Consider the following 19,639-nt stretch of genomic DNA (forward strand, 5'->3'; position numbering starts at 1 on the left):
TTTTATACAGAAACTTATAATAACATCCGCCGCTCCACAAGTAATATCACCTGCAAAGCGGCGGATGTGCTGTTTGAATGCTTTAATTTTCCGTAAGAACCCTGGGTGTGCCATAATGGTAGACCTCTTTTTTTGCTCTGAAAAAGTAAACAGAAACAAATATCGTCATTCCTTCAGCCAGAGGAACCGCAAACCACACGCCGTCAACGCCGATCAGGTACGGAAGTAATAATACGCTGGCCACAATGAACACAAATGTCCTTAGAAAGGATATAACAGCTGAAACCTTACCATTGGAAAATGCCGTGAACATAGCAGACGCAAAGATATTGATTCCGGCAAATACATAGTTAAAGGAAAATAAGAAAAACCCTCTTCTTGCAATCTCATAGATTGCAGAGCTTTTTGGTGTAAAGATCTCTACAATTATGGAGGATCCGGCTAATGCAAAAATGCAGATCAGCACAGAGGAGATCCCGATAAAACGAATGCATATTTTATAGATTCGCTTCAGCAGTTTCTCATTCCTGCTCCCATAATTAAAGCTGAAGACGGGGGCTACCCCGATGGAAAAGCCCAGATACAGAGCATTGAACAGAAACTGACCGTATAGCACAATAGTAATAGCGGCTACCCCTTCTTCTCCCAGTAGTCTCAGCATAATAGTGTTAAATAGAAACGTGACAACAGCGGTTGACAAGTTTGTGACCATCTCCGAGGAGCCGTTCAGACAGCTGTCTGCCAGTACCTTCCAGTCAAGTCTGGGACGAATAAAGTGCAGATCATGGTTCCGGGAAGCAAAGTAGATAAGACCTGAGACCGCCGGGATAAGCTGTCCGAAGCCTGTTGCCAGCGCCGCTCCCGCGATACCCATCTGCAGAGGCCCCATCAGTATATAGTCCAGGACAGCATTGGTAATTCCTCCTGCCACAGTGACAGCCAGACCTATACCCGGGCGGCCGGCAGTTACAAAAAAGCTCTGGAACAGCAGCTGAAGCATACAGGCAGGTGCAAAGAACAGCAGAATACTCAGATATGTAATACAATCTTCCATAATCCTTTCGGTTGCCCCCATTGCCGTTACCAGCGGGTGGATGAATACGTTGCCCACCGCCAATGCCGCCACTCCAAAGAGAACTCCCACCGCAACAATCAGGGTGAAATTTTCTTTGGCCTCCTTCTCTTTCCTTTCCCCTATCTTTTTAGCAATGATAGCACTTCCTCCGGTTGCCAGCATAACTCCTGCGGCAATGAGAATATTTACCGCCGGATATATGATGTTAGCCGCAGACAAAGCGTCACTGCCTACCAGTCTGGATATAAATACCCCGTCAATGATTGTGTACAAAGACATGAATACCATCATTGCCATTGAGGGCAGCGCAAACTTTAGTAATGTAAAAAATTTAAAGTCCTGTCCAATTGATTTTGTCATAATATCACCTCATTTTCTTGCTTTTTGCGCCTTTATTAGATATGATATGGTATAGGGTAACCCGATAGTCAAGAGGAAAAAATCATGAATCAAAAAGAAATGTATTTAACCACCGGTGAGTTTGCCAGACTTACCGGAGTGACCAAACACACCTTATTTCATTATGATGAGATTGGCCTGTTTTCTCCTGCGGTAAAGGGAGATAACAATTACAGATATTACACCGTGTCCCAGCTGGATGTATTTGATGTGATCTGGACATTAAAAGAATTGGATATGCCGTTAAAAGAGATCAAATCTTATCTGGAGCATAAAAGTCCCAGGGCTCTGCTTGCGTTACTGGAAAAGGAAGAGGCCATTATTGACGGAAAACTGACCCAGCTGAAAAAAAACGAAAAAATGGCTCCGGCGCAAAAGACAGTTTATCACCGACGCGCTGGAGCAGGATTACACTAAGATCCAGGAAAAAGAATGCACTGCCCAATATTATATAGCCTCCCATGCAGATGCAGCAGACGATTTTTCTCTGGCTCTGAAAATCGGAGAGCTTATTGATTACTGTGCAAAACTGGGGTTCAAAAGTACCCACAATATCGGATACCTCCACAGCAGAACTCAGATAGAAGAGGGAATCTATGACGATTACCGGAACATTTATCTAATCCTGGATGCTCTGCCATCCAAAATCAGATACCAGTTAAAGCCCGGGGGAAGGTACCTTTTTGTGTATCATATAGGGCACTGGAAAACCATCGGCGACTCCTACGGCCGGCTGTATTCCTATGCACAGGAAAACAAACTGAAGCTTGGAGATTTCTTTTATGAAGACTGTTTATTTGACGAGCTTACCATGTATGGTTATGAAAATTATATCACCCAGATATCCGTACAGATCGTATAGACTGCTTACGACCGGGAATCTTCGGATCCTTCCTTCTCTTCTTCCCTTTGGTGGCTCAATTCATACTCCTCCTCTTCATTTTTAATCTCCCAATGAATAAGAACTGCCAATATGGTCCTAAGAATGATGATTGCTCCAACCATAATAATCTCTGACATATCCCTGATAATCACTGTGCGCAGAATCTCTCCTCCAAGCTTGAATTCGAGCCCCATAGAAAGTCCTTTTGCCAGAAGCAGCCTGGTATTGGGTTTTCTGCGTATGTAGTTGACAATCCCCTGGAGGCCTGAAAAGGTAATGACGCCCACTCCAATGCACTCGAAAATCAGGATCGCTGCCCGCGTTACCAGAATCAGTAAATCTTCTAAATATTCCATAGGCACCTCCCTCATTGATTATTTGCATCCAGCCAGCGGATGGTGTCTGTGACTGTATCATACAGATCTCTCGGAACATACCCCAGCTCACTAGTGGCTTTATCATGGGAAAACCTGTCGTTGCTGGTCAGCGTATACAGGGAATAGCTGGTATATAGGGGGCGTTTGTTTCTGCATCGGCCGTAGAATCCGATCCATGGCGCAAACGCCTTTGCCACCCATACCGGCAGCACCGGCAGACGGTGTCCTCCCTGAATCTCCCGGATCATTTTAAGAATTTCACGGATCTCATAATGGCGGTTGGATAGAATGTAGCATTCCCCGCACCGCCCCTGTTCTGCTGCAGCAAGACAGCCTTCCGCCACGTCTCTGACATCGACAAAATCATAACCGCCCTTTACCCCTGCGGGCAGACTGCCTTTCATATAATCGTATACAAACTGAACAACATAGTTCCCTTTTTTGTCATAAGGCCCAAGTATCCCGGAGGGATGTACCACCACAGCATTTGTACCCAGTCCGGAACTTCTCAGTACCTCCCTGGTGGCCTGTGCCTTAGTCTTGGCATATCCGCCCACAACCAAATCAGGGGAAAATTGTTTTACTTCTCTTATCACATGCAGTGTGTCGCCCTCTGGTATCGCATGTACAGAACTTACATAGACCAGTCTGTCTACCTTATACTTTCTGCAGGCTGCCAGGATTGTTCTCGTTCCCAGCACATTGACTTCATACATCCTTCTGGTTAATTTCCCTGAGATATCTACGATCCCTGCCGTATGCAGCAAAATGATACTGGAGCCCTCCGTTCCCGCAAACAGGGGTTCCAGTTCCCGCAGATGCCGCACATCACCGCAGACGTAATCCACTCCCTTCAGAAGGTTCTCTTTTTCCCCCGGAAGTATAAGCCCCCTTACATTCTCCTGCCTTTTTTTGAGCAGTCTGATTAAAGTACTGCCCAGATGGCCGTTGGCCCCGGTAACCAGATAAATTCTTTTCTTCATCCCCTGTACACCTCCCCAAACACCGCACGATGTATAAACACTTTTATATTATCTATTATAATGTAAGAATTCAGGGTGTACAATACTATTTTATCTCACGTTTCTTCGTATCACTTCTGGTTTTCAATATACTCTTTCAGAAAATCGTATACCTGATTTTCCGTAGGCGGACAGCCCTTCAGATAGCACTGGCAACCCCTGGTACAATTTCCGATCCCCAGCAGCCCCTTTTTGCCTTTATAACCCTGTCCAATGGAGATCTTCGTATGCAGCTGTTTCAGAAGCCCTTCTTCTTTTAATCTGTCCAGGGCCGGTATAAGGTATCCGTAACAGGCACTGCAGGAGTCCACCTCTTCCACTGCGTCCTGAAGCTCTACAATTTTTCTTGGAGAAGATATCTTCTGCAGTTCTTCCTCCTGGCCGCAAAAACGGATCACAGCCTTTGTAAGATCACAGCAGCCAACTCCCAGCTCAGCCGCCAGTTCAATATACGGCACATCGGATATGTCATACTGTAAAAGACTGCACGCATAGGCATCACAGAGTACCGGATCTGCAGCTGTGAGAATGCGGTTCATAACTACCGGATTTCCACCATCCTCAAAATCCAAATCCCCGCAGATATTATCCACTACAATGAAATCCTGCCGGATTCCCGCATTCAGATGGGCAATAGGCTTGTGTAGACCCATAGTATGGAAACGCCTCTTTTCTTTGTTCGGTATCAGGCCCTTCATGTTCTTCAGGGCACAGGTTATCTTTGTCTGGCAGTGGCCTTTTAAAACCGGTACATTAATTAGAAAATCCAGGGCGGAAACACTGTCGCAGATCTCAAGATTCATCCCTGCGCAGCTGCAGCTTTTGTGTCCGTCCTTCTGGGTATCTGTAAATTCTACCTGGTATTCAGAAAACAGCCTGTCGTAACCGCATGCCTCTACAGTATCCCAGGTTTTATCCCCTACCCAGGATCCTTCCAGAACCACAAGATTTCTATAGCCCCGCTCCTGCAGGTATTCGATGATGCCTGCTACAATCTCCGGGTGAGTGGTAGCTCCCCAGGAAGGTGCAGAAGGAGATACCAGATTGGGCTTTATCCCGATACGGAAGTTTTTGTCCGGTATACGGGCTTCAAGATCCGATTCCTCCAGAATACGTTTTGTCATCTCTTTATAATCTTCTCCGCTGATAATCACGATTTCATTATTTCTCATTCTCTCATCTCCTCGTATAATGATCACTTTCAAAGTATTGGCGTTCTACAGATATATAATCAGGATTCCCACCATCATACCCACAATTACGGAGAATGCCGGGGATTTGCTGCGGTACATAAGAATAGCCTGGGGCAGAATCTCCCCGAATACAACATAGAGCATGGCACCGCTGGCAAAACAAAGACTTAAAGCAAGCCCCAGAGGGCCGATGTCACCCAGCCAGAAACCAAGCAGAGCTCCTATTATAGTAGGGGCCCCGCTCAATGCCGTCACTGCTATGGCTCTTCCCCTGCTCATTCCGCCGCTTATGAGGGGCACTGCCACTGCCATTCCCTCCGGTATGTTGTGCAGCCCGATGAGAACTGCCAGTACCAGAGCAGAGCCCGTAAAAAGACTCTTGGAATTTGCAAAGGATGCCCCTATGGTCATTCCCTCCGGCAGATTATGCAGCGCTATGGCGCAGGCCATAACCGCCCCGGCAATAAACAGAGATGCTCTGGAATCTTTATTCCTTCTGTGCGTCTCAAGGTGATCGCTGTGAATTAACTCCTTCAGGTCGTCTGCCGTGCGGGGATGATCCGCATCTATGTGAGGCACCTCAGAGTTGGTACGTTTGTCAATGATATAATTCAAAAGAGACACCAGGGCTATTCCTATAAGAACCCCGGCAATAATGATACCTATATTGGTCTTAGTGTTGATTGCACTTATTAATAAATCAAAGCACACGATGCTCAGCATGACTCCCCCTGCAAAGCTTAACAAAAGACTCACGGTTTTCGTAGAGTCCTTTTTAAACAGACCTCCTATAATCCCGCCCAATCCGGTTCCTCCGACTCCCGCGGCCGCTGTAATAAGTATCACACTTTCTAATGCACTCATACTCTTTATCTCTCCCTGTCTCCTTATATTGGCTCAAAGCTTGTTTTAAACAGTATCTATTTTACACCATTTTATACTGCTTGTCCGCCAAAATTTGACATTATTTTTAATGTATAGAGGGGACACCTATCGAGCGGCTTGACATCCCCCGCGGCTGCATTTATCATCTAAGTAGCATTGCATACATAAACATTCAGAAAGCAGGAATCTATATGAATCTTTTATCTATCGGAAGGTCCGGTATCCGGACACCTTATATTTCAATGGGCACCTGGGCTATCGGCGGAGGCACCTGGTGGGGAGAAAATGATGACGCGGTCTCAGTGAGAACCATAGAAGAAGCTGTTGCTCTGGGTATCCGATGGTTTGATACCGCACCGGTTTATGGGATCGGTCACAGTGAGGAGGTTCTTGGGAAGGCACTGAGAGGCAGGCGCAGTGAAGTTATTTTGTCAACCAAATGCGGCCTGGAGTGGGACTATGAGACCCCCTGCTTCCATAAAGTAATGGAGGGCAAAAATGTGTACCGCGATCTCTCCCCCCAGGGAATCCGAAAAAGTCTTGAAAACAGTCTACTCAGACTTGGAACCGATTATATTGATATACTGTACACCCACTGGCAGACCCCGGATCCTGCTCTCTATCCTCTGGAAGAAACTGTAGCGACACTCATGTCCTTGAAAAAGGAAGGGAAGATTCGGGCGGTGGGAGCATCTAATGTAACTCCGGAGATCATACGAAGTTACTGCCGATACGGACAACTGGATGTGATTCAGGAAAAATACAGTATCCTTGATCCCCATATCGCCAGGGACCTGGTTCCCGTATGCCGGGAACTTGGGGTCTCGGTCCAGGCCTATTCTCCGCTGGAACAAGGACTGCTGACAGGGAAAGTAACTGCTGACACTATCCTTTCCCCGGAAGATATCAGAAACAAGAACCATTACTGGCAGCAGGAAAACAGGAAGTATGTCCTCCGCCTTTTGGATGACTGGAAACCTCTGACAGAAAAATACAGCTGTTCACTGGCGAATCTCATCATCTGTTTTACAGCGGCATCCATGAAAGAACTCAACATTCTCTGCGGTGCCCGCAGGCCGGAGCAAATACGTGACAATGCAAAAGCGCTCACGCTTGAGATAGAGCCTGCAGATCTGCTTTCCATGCAAAAACAGGCAAACGCCCTCCAATCCATACTCATTCAGGGAGGCTCAGATCATGATTGATTTTAAAAAGGCACATCAGGCATTTGAAACTTATCTGGACAGCTACAATCGGAAGGATGATAAGATCCGGCTTAAAATCATCCACACCTACGGAGTTATGACATACAGCGAAGAAATTTCCCGCCGCATGAAGCTCTCCAGCCAGGATACCGATCTGGCAAAAATCATAGCCCTTCTCCACGATATTGGCAGGTTTGAACAGCTAAAACGCTTTGACAGCTTCCAGCCAGATACCATGGACCACGCAGCCTACGGAGTACAGATACTATTTGAGGAAGGCATGATCCGGCAGTTTATAGAGGATCCGTCCTGGGATTCCGTAATCCGTACAGCCATCGCTCTCCACAGTGATTATATTCTGAGAAGCATACCTCATCCCCAGACCCAGCTTCACGCGAAGCTGATAAGAGATGCCGACAAGCTGGATAACTGCCGGGTCAAATTAGAAGAGCCCATAGAGACACTGCTGGGCATATCCCCAAAAGAGCTGGGACATTCCCAGATAAGCCCTCATATTGCAGATGCATTCTTTCACAATCAATGCATAGAATCCTCCCAGCGGGTCACACCTATGGATTACTGGGTATCTTATATCGCCTACTTTTATGACATAAACTTTCAGGCAAGCCGTGATATCATCCATGAGAAGAACTATATCTCCCGCATAATACACAGAATTCCTTATGAAAACCCAGAGACCAAAACACACATGAAGCAAATGGAGATACATCTAAAAAGATACTTTGGAAATTTGGGGACGAATTTTGGGACGTGTTCTTTCTAGAAAGAACACGTCCCAAAATAGGCAAGGGGTGTCCCTTTTTACAACTGCCCTGTCCCTACTTTACTCTTTGCGTATAATTATTTCTCTATTTTGTGATAAATAAATTTAATTGCTTTTATTTATCATCCGTGCAAAATAAAAAAGCAACACCTCCGGGCTGCGAGGTGTTACTTTTTTATTTGCCGTTATTTCGTTGTTCTTCTCCTTTTATAGATGATTGCACCACCTACTGTTCCGGACAATAAGAGAGCCAACATTGCACTGCTTATTGGTGTATTGTCTGCTGTCTTTGCTCCTTTGGCCTTTGAGGTTGCAGATTTTTTCGTATTGCTGCTCTTCTTGGCTGGTGTAGTAGATTTTTTGGTTATCTTAAATGTTTTCTTTATAGTTCCGGTATAATTACCCTTGAATATAATTTCTACGGTTCCGGTTCCCACTGCTGTGTTTTTGCCGTATTTCAGGTCATAATCTGTATCTTTTTTTAGCTTTTTATCACCAAGTTTAACGGTAGGTGTAGGTTTAATTTGTTTGCCAGTCGAAGGATAAGATGAAGAGATACCTGTGATTTTTACATCATCAGCAGTTAGTTTCATTGGATCAACGGTAATGTCTAGTGAAGCTGACGCTGATTTATAGTTCGCATCTTCTTCCTTTGTTACCTTAACCGTTGCTTCGCCTGCAGCTTTAATCGTAACTTTTCCTTTCTCATCCACTGAGATAACGTCTTTGCCCGCTTCTACACTAAATGTCAGCTTACCGTTTCCTTTAGCCCCTGACACATTAAGCTCAAATGGTTCATCGCCGAAGACTTTATTTTTTACTTCTTCAATGGAAAGAACTTGTTCCAGCTTGTTCGGTGTAACCTCAATCACAGCATCTTCTTCAGCACTGCTGTAATTGGAATCAGCATCCGGCTGGTATTCGGCCTTAAATGACAGCTTCTTACCTACTTCGTCTACCTTATATATATATGTTGCTATCCCATTTTCAAGGGCTACAGGATTTTCATCCCGCAGTTCTGTTCCCTGAGAAAACTTAATTGCCCCGGTAGGCGTATTTCCGGTTCCGTTCGGTGCGGCAGTAACTGTCAGCTCAATTGCCAAACCACCTTTATCCACAGCTTTCGCTTCTATACTCAGTTTAGTTTTAGCTTTTACAATCTCTATTTCCCCAGAATTTACTGTCACATTATATTTAGGATTAGAAGCCTCTCCTGTAACATCAGGATATTTACCAACAGCAGCCCCAGGATCCTGTGCCTTAGATTTGTAGGTCAAACCTAAGTCATCTCCGTCAATAATTGTCCCAGCTGTTACGTCATATGGATTATTTAGAGAAAAAGTATCTCCATATGTCATTTTTAAATCCTTTTTTATGTCGATTGTTACTTTTCTGGGCTTCACCGGCACTGTTACACTTACATCGCCTGCCTCATATGCTCCCGGATCATTTGGCGTAAATGTAGCTTCATATGTAATATCTCCTACATCACTTAACACCGTTGAAGGATCTTTCCAAGCATAAGTCCCCTTGTCACCAGAAAGACTAAACTTCTCTAACTTATCTCCATATTCAGCCTCTCCGGATACTTTAGGTGCAGGTATTGAATTTTTAATTACTTTAGCCGTCTTATCGCTTTTAATATTACCGGTAAAGCCAGCTGTACCTGATACCGTTACCTGTAAGGTATTACCCACATCTGCATTTGTTATTGTATAGGTGCTGGCAGTAGCCCCTGCAATATCCACAGGCTGCTTCCCATCCTCGCATCTCTGCCACTGATATCCAAGGCCCTGTATAGCATTAGAAGGATTCACTTTACTTACATCAGCAGTTAATGTCTGTCCCACTGCCGGAGTGCCAGTGACAGCAACTGTTCCTAAAATCTTGTTTACTATCTCCACTTTATCGTTCTTCACCAGATTACCGTCCCCGGTTTTCTTAACGACTGCACCCACAGGGGTTCCGGCATCCAAGCCTTTTGCAGTGCCGTCCAGCACTAAGGTGCCTGTCATTCCCTGCTTGCCCAAGGTAAGCACAGCGTTCTCAGCCGTAACATCAAACATATCTCCGGCGAATTTATCCGCTCTGGAGATTGTCACTTTTGGAACATCTTTGGGAACAATAGAAATCTTCTGGCCTTTTTTCAAGACTAATGTCTTGTTAATAGTCTGATCCGCTTTCAAATCAATCTGTGCCGTTGCCCCTTCGCTCACCGCGTTCAATGCCGCTTCCAGGGACGGATACCCGGTGTTTTCAATAAAAGCCGTCTCTGTTGTCTTTGGGGTTCCGGGTGTCTCTGTTCCTGTGCTGCTGGCCATAACTGTAACGCCCAGATCGCTTCCCACCGTGGTTCCCACCAGCAATCCGGCAAGCAGAAAGCTCAGGACTCTCTTCCTATACCCTTTCTTTGCCATTTTATTACCTCCTTTGTCTTCAACAAAAATCTTCACCCTCTATGCAGGCAGACTCCTACATTGTTTAAATTATACTAAAAAAGCCTGACATTTACAATAGAATTGGAAAAAACCGGAGATTATTAAGATTTTTTTAAGAACCCACGGCACAATTATACATCCAGACCTTCAAAGAACTCGTCGTAGCTGCATTTGTACAGCTTATGCAGCGCAACCAACAGCTGAATCGGCACATTCAGTTCACCGGTTTCATATCTGGAGTATTTACTTCTTGTTATGCGAATGCCAAAATTAGTATCCAGCTGTGCGATCAGCATATCCTGAGTAAGATTGCTGCGCTTTCTCAGCATGCGTAAATTATTTCCTATGTTCATTTCCCCACTTTTAAGTTTCTGCATAATACCCGCCTTTTCGCTCACTATATTGAGCATATAGTAAAGTATATGTTATGCTGTAAGCAAATAGGCTCAAAATATTGAGCAGAAGGAGGCAATCATGAAATTTACTGAAAAATTAAGAATCATCATCGAAGGAAAAATCATTGAAAGCAGATTAAAGCCTGATGAGGCAGACAATAGGAAACCCCCGGAGGAGTTATACCAAAGAATAGTTGAAGAACTAAAACAGAAAGGAATCTATCGGGAAGAGGAATCGGAAGATTAAATGATGGAAAAAACACCGCAGTAGGTGGAAAAAGCAGGAGACTTGACACTATTTCTCGTGCCAAATCTCCTGCTCTTGAAACAAATCTTCAACAATAGATTCATATGCTGCCAGCTTTTCACATTTTCTTATCTTCTTTACATACTTTCCACTGTTCGTAAAACTGGAGCCCATATAGGACCACAGCTCTTTCATCTTAAAAAGTACGGTTTTTTCGCCAAAGAGAACCTTTTGATATTCCCCATAAACCGCATCATGAAATTCTCTGTATCGCTGTTTCTCCGGCAGCTCTCTTTTTTTCATCCGGCAAATCAGACCGGGATCTGAAAGTATTCCCCTGCCAAGCATCACCGTATCCGTCTCAGGAAACTGGCGGATAAAGCCTTCAAGATCATCCGGCGTAAAAAGATCCCCGTTGTAACATACCGGATTTCGGCTTAGCTTCCAAGCATCTGCAAACACTTGAAGATTGGGTTGATTTTTGTAATAATCTCTCTGGATTCTCGGATGTATAATCAGCTCTTTTAAGGGATATTTATTATATATTTCAATAAGTCTGTAAAACTCTCCCGGGTCATCCCGGCCAATTCTTGTTTTTATGGAAATGGAAAGATCCAGACTGGAGAAAACATCCTCCAGAAACTGATCCAGCTCTTTGGGACAAGCCAAAAACCCGGAACCCCTGTTTTTGGCAACTACAGTTCTGGAGGGACAGCCCAGGTTCAGATTTACCTCTTTATAGCCCAGGCCTTTCAAATCCCGTGCAGTCCGGATGAAATCTTCCTGCCTGTTGGTCAGTATCTGCGGGACCAGCACCATCCCCTCATTATGTTCCGGAAGTATATCATTTAATTCTTTGGAGTTAAAACTCCGGTTCTGATTGGGTGCTATAAAGGGAGAAAAATATTTATCTATCCCTCCAAAATACGTGTGATAAGCCGACCTGTAAATATAACCGGTAATTCCCTCCATAGGTGCAAAATAAAACTTCAAGTCAGTTTTTCTCCTTATTACAATTGATTTTTTTCCAGCTTAGCCATCTTTTCCTCTGAAACCAACAGTATTTTTACTGCCGCCCTTCCCTCTTCTATCAAATCGGGATCCATCAAAAGAACGGCCGCCGCTCTGCTTTTTCCGTCCCGAATCTCATACTCAACAGTCTCAAATATAAGATCCTCTCCCGCCGCTGTGATACTGGCATCCTGTCCCATTCGAAAGGTAACTGCAAAGGCCGGGACTGAGCCCTCCATATTTTTCTTATGTATGACTGCTTTGTCCAGTACCTCCTTCTCAAAGGCATAACCTCTGATGCTGTCAGCCAGATCATGCAGCTTCACATAACCTGTATAATAATAATTTCCTTCCTGTCTTGCATCCTGTACTCTTACTCTCATATAAATCTCCTTTCGGAACCTAATTCAACAGAACTGTAGTGGGTTAACCCACTACAGTTCACCGGAGGGTATATAAAAAGTATATCATACTTACACTGCGGCGTACACTGCTACCCGATATCTCAGGTCATCATTGTAACTTTGCCTCTTTACACAAACTGATGATAAACTCTCCTGCCGTGACAGCATCCTCTACTGTCAAATAATGATCTGCATTCTTTTGTACCAAAAGCCTTGCCGACGCAGGGAATTCCTCATCTCCAAACCATAGATTCAGCATTATCGGATAGCGTGGAAGAAGTGGAAATATTGCACACAGGTCCGCTCTGGATTCTGCAATTTCAGCCCCAAGAAGCCTGCAAATATCCTCCGCCTTTTCCTGGGACAGTGCACCGAAAAAGCTTCCCAGCTGTTCATTCACTGTATGATCAAACTTTGTACCTCTGATTAACCCGTCTTTCAATTCCCCAAATGATATCCATTCTGGGGAGACAGGCATTCCATCCGCAAGGTTCAGATAATGCAGCACCAACAGATGGTGCCAATGATTCAGTTTCTGCCTGATTTCAAATCCAGGCAGCTCTATATCTATCATCTGTGAGAGACTTTTTACTCTGAAAGAAGAAGTCTCCTTCACATATTCAACTCCGGCTTTCCCTGCTATATCCTCCGGACTGCGGCTCACCAGAGATTCCTGCGCATGTTTCAGCATCTCACAAAATGCACGGTCTGCAGACAGTGTCGGATCCCCGCAGGGAATTCTCTTATTTTTCATATCAGTATTCATCCTCTGCTATAAATTTTATCAGGTGTACCCCATCCGGAATAAAATATCCGCATTGTGTGCAGCTGCTTTCTCCCACAGTCAGGCTATCCTTTTCAAATACTTCTATTCCATTTGCCTTCTCACAGGAAGGACAGTCTATTTCCTTTATACTAATCATATTCCTCGCATCCATACAGCCAGCAAATACACTCATAACTCTGCCTCCATGATTTCAAACAGTTTCCCTAGAGTTTAAGTTTATCTATAATCCCGGCCAGAGCGGTGCGCACCTGGGAGTCTTTGGGAAGCTGGACTGTTGGCCTTCCGTCACAGTCATAGCGGTAGACCATATCATCATGGGGAACAACCCCCAATAGTTCCAGGTTTTGACTGCAGATTTCTTCCATTGTTCCTTCATCCAGCTTTCCGTCCGGCGCCCGGTTAATAATCAGTCCCGTCTGCTTTGGCTTGAAATTCAGTTCCTCCATCAAACCTGCGATTCGTCCGGCGGCCTGTACCCCTCTTCTGGAGCAGTCGCTTACCAGAATCGCCGTTTCCATCGTGGGGAGGAGTCCTCTGTTGATATGTTCCATCCCAGCCTCATTGTCCACTACAATAAAAGGGTAGTGGCTCTGCAGTTTCTGAATCTGCGTCTGTACCAAACCATTTACAAAACAGTAGCATCCCTGTCCCTGGGTGCGCCCCATCACCATCAGATCATAATCATCCTCTTCTGTTATGGCATCCGCAAGTCTCATCTCCAGATATGCCTGTTTTGTAATTCCTGCAGGTATCTGGTAACGGCTGTCTACCCCTGCTCTTTCCAGCTCCTCTCTCAGCTCTCCTAACGTCACTTCTGTCTCCACACCCAGAACTTCATTCAGATTAGAATTGGCATCAGCATCCACCGCCAGCACCGGTCCCCGTCCGCTTTCGCATAAATATTGAATCAGCAGGCCGCATAAGGTTGTCTTTCCCACACCGCCTTTTCCTGCAACTGCTATTACATGTCCCACACTCTTACCTCCATCGTATTATAATTTATGAACAATGTGTTGATTATTTCTATATTAATGATTATAATATTTGATAATAAAAAAACAAGAAACAATATTTGGGATCTGTACGATTTCTGAACATATCTAAAATATTGTTGATATTTTAAGGAGGTTTTATGTCAGCTGATACACGAAAGGAAGACCGTCGGACAAAATATACCCGGCATATAATAAAGGAAACTCTTTTTAGACTCCTTGAAAAAAAGTCTTTTTCAAAGCTTACGGTTACGGAGCTGTGCAGACAGGCAGAGATCAATCGGGGAACCTTTTATCTTCATTATTATGATATGGATGATGTGCTGGATGATATCTTAAGTGAAATGATAGAGAAAACCACGAATATCATTGATCATGTGCTATGTCCGCGGCAGCTTACTTCCAAGTGCTCCTACCCATTCTGTGACCTGATACATTCCAATGAGCAATACAGGGTTTTATTTTCCGACGATTCCATTACACCAAGAATCATAGACAAAATCGCAGATTTAAACAAAGAAGACTATGTAACCTGGCTGATGTCACATAGCCTTCTTACCTTTGAAGAAGCAGAAGCTATTTTTTATTTTCAAATGAATGGGTGCCTGACCATTAACAAACTGACTCTGCACAACAAGTGCAATGATTGGAGGAAGGTACAGAAAACGATTGATGCCTTCATCAAAGCCGGTTTCGAAAGTTTCCTGATTCACGATCAGAGAGAGAAACCAACAGGTTCCTCCTAAACTCTGTAAAGCATTCAGAAACGCCTTTTATTCTTCTCCTCCCACCGCCGGCAGTATTTCAGCATACTTTTCAGATGCTCAATACTGATTGGCTTTGCCAGATGATCACTCATGCCGGCCATCTTTGCTTTTTTTACATCCTCGGAAAAGGCATCTGCCGTCAGGGCAATAATGGGCAGCTCATGGATAGCCTCCTTGCCGGAGGCTCTTATCTGTCTGACCGCCTCGTAGCCGCCCATCACCGGCATCTGGATGTCCATAAACACAAGATCATAATAAAAGGGGGGATTCTCCAATACCTTATTTACCGCCTGCCGTCCGTCTGACACAATCTCCACCTGCACCCCCAGAAGTTCAAGCATCTCCGATGCAATCTGCTGGTTCATCTCATTGTCCTCTGCCAGGAGGATACGCATGCCCTCAAAATTTTCATAAATATCCTCTGCCGGAGAGATATATTTCTTCCCGGGCTCTACACACTTTTCCATGGAAAAGGTGAGAGTAAACCGACTGCCCTTTCCATATTCGCTCTCTACCTTAATATCCCCGCCCATCATCTGCACAATATTCTGTACAATCGTCATCCCCAGACCTGTTCCTGGAATTTTCCTGTTTCTGGTATCGTCGGCCCGGCTGAAGGGCTCAAATATATGTTCCAGAAATTCTTTTTTCATTCCCATGCCGGTGTCTTCTATCACAAACCGGTAAATGCCCATATGGTTTTCTTCTTCCCCCAGTTCTTCTGCAAAGATACGGACAGTTCCTTTCATCTGCGTATATTTGGATGCGTTTTCCAGTATATTCACCAGAACCTGAGAAAGCCTCTGCTTGTCTGTAAGGACCTTTCGGTGCATATCCTCTGAAAGTGATACCTCTAATTCCTGCCTTTTTTCACTGACTCCAGGCTGCACAAGAAGAACCACTTCCTGCATCAGTTCCCCCAGATCTGTCTCTGACTCTGACAGTTCGACTTTACCGCTCTCAATCTTGTTCATATCCAGCACTTCATTAATTAGCCCGAGAAGGTGCGCGCCGGAAACCTCTATCTTATTCAGATAATCTAAGAGTTTTCCCTCTTCCCCTATATGGAGCTTTGCCAGAGCTGTCATCCCCATAATAGCATTCATAGGAGTCCGGATATCATGACTCATCCTGGAGAGGAAATCACTTTTTGCCCTGCTTGCCGCCTCTGCTTTTTCCAGCGCCTCCTTTAACAGTACTGTAGCCATGCGTTCCTTTTCCAGATTTTCTTCCTGCTGCTGCCGCTCTTCATCTATATCCTTAGACATGGTAATCTGAAGCACATCATCTGAATCCGGATTCTCCACCCTCACTGCCTGGGTGGAATTCCAGTGATATTTTCCGTCGTCCCCCATCTGCCGCATTTCCATCGTAACCTTTTTCTCCCCTCTGGAAAAGGCTTCCAGAAGAGCTTTCCGGGAAAACTTATCTTCAAACTCCCGGCGGTAATCCGGGTCCAGGGTAGACATCCCAACTTCTATCAGATTGTCAAAGCACCCCGATTCCTGTGCTTTTTTCGTGGGAAACCTGTCGTACTCCAGCATCTGGTAGGTATTTTGTGTAAGATTCACCGCTATCAGCATCTGGTAAGCAACTCTGGCTGCTGTAGCCAGCTGGCTCATGTCCAGGTCCCGCTTCCGCTCCAGTAGGTATTCCTCGTTGACATCCCGAAATACCAGTACACACCAGTACTCATCCCCCAGCTCCAATGTCCTGGTTGCGGTAAATTCAACCATATGGTATGTCCCGTCTCCCATTTTTCGCCGCAGCCGCTTTGCAATCTGGTTTTTTCCGCTTTTAAAAATCCGGAGCATAGATTCTCTGGAAAAGTGGGCGTCAAAGCAGTCCATATCATCCGGATGTATCGTCCGGCGGGAATATTCTCTATTCTCTGCCCCAAAATTTCCCCTCTCCGGAATATCTGTCCACATCACGTCCTTCTGACAATTTACATAAAAATCCTTCGTAAGGTTCGCAATGATGCATTCGTTAAATACAGTAACCAGGCTTTTGGAATATATTTTCTCGATCTGCCGCAGCCCCTGTTCTTCCTCATAATTAAGCTTGTGAGGAGTAATAATTATAACAAATGCAGGAATCCTGCCGTTCCACATCATTCGGTTTGCTATGATATCCACTACTTTTCCAAAAGGGTCATTATAGTGGATGGAATGGCTGGTATCCCTGTCCCCGATAGTGAGAAGAGGACAATCTGAACAGGTGCCTTCCCACAGCTCATGGCACTTCATTCCCAGCTGTGCTTCAGGCGTAACATCTTTAATTCTCCGGTTAAAATAAAGCAGTCTGTGTGTATCCTGTTCTATGACATATACGCCTGTCTCTTCCAGTGAGTCAAGCATTGCTCTTATATTCCAATCCTCCATGTGGCCCCCTCCTGCTCCGCTTCTAAGCCATATCGTACTATTATCTAGACAAATTATACTATAAAACAAACTTTTTATCACTAGTATTCCTTGTATAAACCAATAGAAATATTATGTAAAAAGAAAGATTGCGCGAAAGCGCAATCTCCGCCTGCGGAAATCTTCCTTTTTTGTGCAGTACTGCTGCATGCCTGTCATCTGATCTTTTTTATATGGAAGCGGAAACTCTCATATTCCACCTTAGCTCTGGGAAGGGGAATGCCCCCCTCCATAAGTACACCTCCGGGGTACTCCCTGTGATTCACCAGGTATATGCCGTTCTCCTCCAGCCCCTTCACTTTCATCAATACAGACGGACCGTTGGGATGAATCTTTAGAGCCACCACACACAACAGGGCCTCGCTTTTATCTTCTGCGGCGAACTCCCAGGCGTGATACCCGTCGTTGTATTCAGGATCTGTCAGGCGGAAATAAAGCCCTTCCTGAATCAGCGGATAATAGCTCCTATACTCCTCAATCTGCCGGCGGACAGCCTGTTTTTCCTCCCCCGTCATCTGATTCACATCCAGTTCATAGCCAAAGGTTCCCGCCATAGCTACCGTGGCTCTTGTCTCCAGGGGTGTATTTCTCCCTGTCTGTTCATTGGGACACTTGGATACATGAGAGCCCACTGCGCTTATTGGGTAGCCGAAGGAGGTACCGTACTGAATCGTCAGACGTTCAATAGCATCCGTATCGTCGCTGCACCAGCTTTGCGGCGCATAATAGAGCATCCCCGCATCGAAACGCCCTCCCCCTCCGCTGCATCCTTCCAGAAGGAGATCCGGATATCTGTCCGTAAGCCGCTCCAGAACCTCATACAGACCCAGGATATAACGGTGTGCCACCTCCCCCTGCTTCTCCGGGGGCAGTACGGCGCTGTAAATATCACAAAGACTTCTGTTAAAGTCCCATTTTACATATTCAATCCTGGCATGGTCCAATATACTGCAGAGCCGGCCGAATATATAATCTCTCACATCCTGCCTGGAAAAGTCCAGAACCAGCTGATATCGGCTTCGGACCGGTGTCTTTCCCGGAATACGAAGCGCCCAGTCCGGATGTGACCGGTACAAATCGCTGTCTTCTGAAACGCCTTCCGGTTCAAACCAGATACCAAACTTCATCCCCAGCCTGTGAATCCTCTGTGAAAGTTCTGAAAGCGTGCATCCCAGTTTTTCTTCGTTTACTGTCCAGTCACCAAGTCCGGAAGTATCTGTATCCCTTTTTCCGAACCATCCGTCATCCAGTACAAAAAGTTCAATGCCCATAGATGCGGCCTCTTTTGCCATAGAAAGCAGTTTTTCCCCTGTAAAATCAAAATAAACCCCTTCCCAGCTGTTGAGCATCACCGGCCTTCTGGCTGTTTTATATTTTCCCCGGCAGAGATGCTTTCGATAGGCACGATGGTAAATCTGTGACAGGTTCCCCAACCCTCCGGGGGCATATGCCATTGCTGCCTCTGGTGCCGAAAAGGATCCCCCGGGTTCCAGCCGGTATCTGAAATTGCCGGGATGAATACCAAGTACAGCTCTAGTCTGATCATACTGATCCAATTCCACTTCTCCCAGAAAGTCCCCGCTGTACAAAAGAGAAAATCCATAACACGCTCCATGTTCTTCTTCTGCTGTTTTCTCACAGAGAATATAGAAGGGGTTCTGCTGATGGCTGGATGTCCCTCTGGTGCTGCCCACAGACTGAATCCCGTGTCGGAGCCCCATTCTCTGGGGGGTACGCTCTTTCACATGTCTTCCATAAAAAGTCTGCAGCTCCCAATCCTTACCCGGATAATCCACACAGGTGCTCATCACACGCTCCAGACAGATGGGAGCCTTACCTGTATTTTCCACCACAGCTGTTCGGGTAATCAGATCCAGTTCCTCTAAGACACCGTAAATTAAGGTGACCAGCACTTGTCCTGTGGTATCCCTCATGTATACTTCCAGTGTCTCCGCCCCCGTCTCCTCTTCCCAGTACAGAGCCGGAAGGCCGGGAATCCTGTACTTCCCCTGTCTCACTTTCACACCTGCAAACCGCAGTTCACAGGAAGTGCTGCCATCCGGAAACACCACCTTCAAAGCGCTGGTACGGTAGTCCCCGCTGCCAAAAGAAGGATACTCCTGAGGCAGTGCGTCCAGGGAATAGGTTCTGTCGTTCCCCTTATCGTAGGGATTTCCTGAAAACCCCCGGTCCTCGCAGATTATCCGGTAAGAATAATCCCAGACAGCGGTCTTTTTTCCATAGTATGTGTGCAGCAGCACTCCCGCCTCGTCCACCTTCATCTGATACATGGTATGGGCTGTCTGCAGTGTAAAAAGTGTCTGACTGCTGTTAATTAGGATTGCCATAAAA

General features: G+C 45.5%; 20 protein-coding genes. 6 read left to right on the forward strand and 14 right to left on the reverse strand.

Features of this window, described 5'->3' with window-relative positions:
• Window positions 1–82: 82 nt before the first annotated feature.
• Window positions 83–1,435: an MATE family efflux transporter gene (locus tag BUA56_RS11580; RefSeq protein ID WP_072851863.1), complete on the reverse strand. Its 1,353-nt coding sequence runs from the start codon at window positions 1,433–1,435 to the stop codon at window positions 83–85.
• A gap of 84 nt (window positions 1,436–1,519) precedes the next feature.
• On the opposite strand from BUA56_RS11580, the gene BUA56_RS22630 reads away from it, so the two are divergent.
• Entirely contained in the window at window positions 1,520–1,891 is a 372-nt protein-coding gene (locus BUA56_RS22630) for a MerR family transcriptional regulator (RefSeq protein WP_084067885.1), read from the forward strand.
• A gap of 268 nt (window positions 1,892–2,159) precedes the next feature.
• Window positions 2,160–2,336 (forward strand): hypothetical protein, encoded by a 177-nt coding sequence (locus tag BUA56_RS22995; protein ID WP_158641000.1) that lies wholly within the window; start codon window positions 2,160–2,162, stop codon window positions 2,334–2,336.
• 5 nt (window positions 2,337–2,341) lie between these two features.
• Here the strand turns inward: BUA56_RS22995 and BUA56_RS11590 are convergent, their stop codons facing one another.
• From BUA56_RS11590 to BUA56_RS11605, 4 genes are all read right to left on the reverse strand, one after another.
• Window positions 2,342–2,713 carry a DUF1622 domain-containing protein gene (locus BUA56_RS11590; protein WP_072851865.1) on the reverse strand — a complete coding sequence of 124 codons (372 nt, stop codon included), beginning with the start codon at window positions 2,711–2,713 and terminating at the stop codon, window positions 2,342–2,344.
• A gap of 11 nt (window positions 2,714–2,724) precedes the next feature.
• Complete coding sequence (locus BUA56_RS11595) at window positions 2,725–3,717, reverse strand: NAD-dependent epimerase/dehydratase family protein (RefSeq protein ID WP_072851867.1); 993 nt, start codon at window positions 3,715–3,717, stop codon at window positions 2,725–2,727.
• A 110-nt stretch (window positions 3,718–3,827) separates the two neighbouring features.
• The gene (locus BUA56_RS11600; protein WP_072851869.1) at window positions 3,828–4,928 is read right to left on the reverse strand and encodes a DUF362 domain-containing protein; all 1,101 of its coding nucleotides are present in this window, start codon (window positions 4,926–4,928) and stop codon (window positions 3,828–3,830) included.
• Window positions 4,929–4,973: 45 nt separating this feature from the next.
• Window positions 4,974–5,813: a ZIP family metal transporter gene (locus BUA56_RS11605; protein ID WP_072851871.1), complete on the reverse strand. Its 840-nt coding sequence runs from the start codon at window positions 5,811–5,813 to the stop codon at window positions 4,974–4,976.
• A gap of 212 nt (window positions 5,814–6,025) precedes the next feature.
• On the opposite strand from BUA56_RS11605, the gene BUA56_RS11610 reads away from it, so the two are divergent.
• Together BUA56_RS11610 and BUA56_RS11615 are read left to right on the forward strand one after the other, a co-directional pair.
• On the forward strand, window positions 6,026–7,039 hold the full coding sequence (locus BUA56_RS11610) for an aldo/keto reductase (protein WP_072851873.1): 1,014 nt from the start codon (window positions 6,026–6,028) through the stop codon (window positions 7,037–7,039).
• Window positions 7,032–7,823 carry an HD domain-containing protein gene (locus BUA56_RS11615; protein ID WP_103711189.1) on the forward strand — a complete coding sequence of 264 codons (792 nt, stop codon included), beginning with the start codon at window positions 7,032–7,034 and terminating at the stop codon, window positions 7,821–7,823. Before BUA56_RS11610 ends, BUA56_RS11615 begins: the two co-directional genes overlap by 8 nt.
• A gap of 185 nt (window positions 7,824–8,008) precedes the next feature.
• Here BUA56_RS11615 and BUA56_RS11620 read toward each other — a convergent pair whose 3' ends face one another.
• Both BUA56_RS11620 and BUA56_RS11625 read right to left on the reverse strand, forming a co-directional pair.
• Entirely contained in the window at window positions 8,009–10,240 is a 2,232-nt protein-coding gene (locus BUA56_RS11620) for a hypothetical protein (protein ID WP_072851875.1), read from the reverse strand.
• Window positions 10,241–10,392: 152 nt separating this feature from the next.
• A complete protein-coding gene (locus BUA56_RS11625) occupies window positions 10,393–10,638 on the reverse strand; it encodes a helix-turn-helix domain-containing protein (protein WP_072851876.1) in 246 nt (81 codons plus the stop codon).
• 97 nt (window positions 10,639–10,735) lie between these two features.
• Here BUA56_RS11625 and BUA56_RS23000 point away from each other — a divergent pair, with 97 nt between their 5' ends.
• Window positions 10,736–10,903 carry a hypothetical protein gene (locus BUA56_RS23000; protein ID WP_158641001.1) on the forward strand — a complete coding sequence of 56 codons (168 nt, stop codon included), beginning with the start codon at window positions 10,736–10,738 and terminating at the stop codon, window positions 10,901–10,903.
• 48 nt (window positions 10,904–10,951) lie between these two features.
• Here BUA56_RS23000 and BUA56_RS11630 read toward each other — a convergent pair whose 3' ends face one another.
• From BUA56_RS11630 to BUA56_RS11650, 5 genes are all read right to left on the reverse strand, one after another.
• Entirely contained in the window at window positions 10,952–11,896 is a 945-nt protein-coding gene (locus BUA56_RS11630; RefSeq protein ID WP_072851878.1) for a tRNA dihydrouridine synthase, read from the reverse strand.
• Between the two features lie 17 nt (window positions 11,897–11,913).
• The gene (locus BUA56_RS11635; RefSeq protein WP_072851879.1) at window positions 11,914–12,297 is read right to left on the reverse strand and encodes a hypothetical protein; all 384 of its coding nucleotides are present in this window, start codon (window positions 12,295–12,297) and stop codon (window positions 11,914–11,916) included.
• A gap of 130 nt (window positions 12,298–12,427) precedes the next feature.
• Window positions 12,428–13,072, reverse strand: a complete 645-nt coding sequence (locus tag BUA56_RS11640) for a DUF3786 domain-containing protein (protein WP_072851881.1) — start codon at window positions 13,070–13,072, stop codon at window positions 12,428–12,430.
• Between the two features lies 1 nt (window position 13,073).
• Window positions 13,074–13,277 carry a hypothetical protein gene (locus BUA56_RS11645; protein ID WP_072851882.1) on the reverse strand — a complete coding sequence of 68 codons (204 nt, stop codon included), beginning with the start codon at window positions 13,275–13,277 and terminating at the stop codon, window positions 13,074–13,076.
• A 31-nt stretch (window positions 13,278–13,308) separates the two neighbouring features.
• On the reverse strand, window positions 13,309–14,079 hold the full coding sequence (locus BUA56_RS11650) for an ATP-binding protein (RefSeq protein WP_072851884.1): 771 nt from the start codon (window positions 14,077–14,079) through the stop codon (window positions 13,309–13,311).
• 158 nt (window positions 14,080–14,237) lie between these two features.
• Between BUA56_RS11650 and BUA56_RS11655 the strand changes: the two genes are divergently transcribed.
• On the forward strand, window positions 14,238–14,843 hold the full coding sequence (locus tag BUA56_RS11655; RefSeq protein ID WP_072851886.1) for a TetR/AcrR family transcriptional regulator: 606 nt from the start codon (window positions 14,238–14,240) through the stop codon (window positions 14,841–14,843).
• A gap of 14 nt (window positions 14,844–14,857) precedes the next feature.
• Here the strand turns inward: BUA56_RS11655 and BUA56_RS11660 are convergent, their stop codons facing one another.
• Window positions 14,858–17,248 (reverse strand): ATP-binding protein, encoded by a 2,391-nt coding sequence (locus BUA56_RS11660; RefSeq protein ID WP_072851887.1) that lies wholly within the window; start codon window positions 17,246–17,248, stop codon window positions 14,858–14,860.
• A gap of 194 nt (window positions 17,249–17,442) precedes the next feature.
• Window positions 17,443–19,635, reverse strand: coding sequence for an alpha-galactosidase (locus tag BUA56_RS11665; RefSeq protein ID WP_072851889.1), 2,193 nt, complete (start codon window positions 19,633–19,635; stop codon window positions 17,443–17,445).
• Between the last annotated feature and the right edge of the window lie 4 nt (window positions 19,636–19,639).

Source organism: Lactonifactor longoviformis DSM 17459 (assembly GCF_900129135.1).
Lineage (GTDB): Bacteria > Bacillota > Clostridia > Lachnospirales > Lachnospiraceae > Lactonifactor > Lactonifactor longoviformis.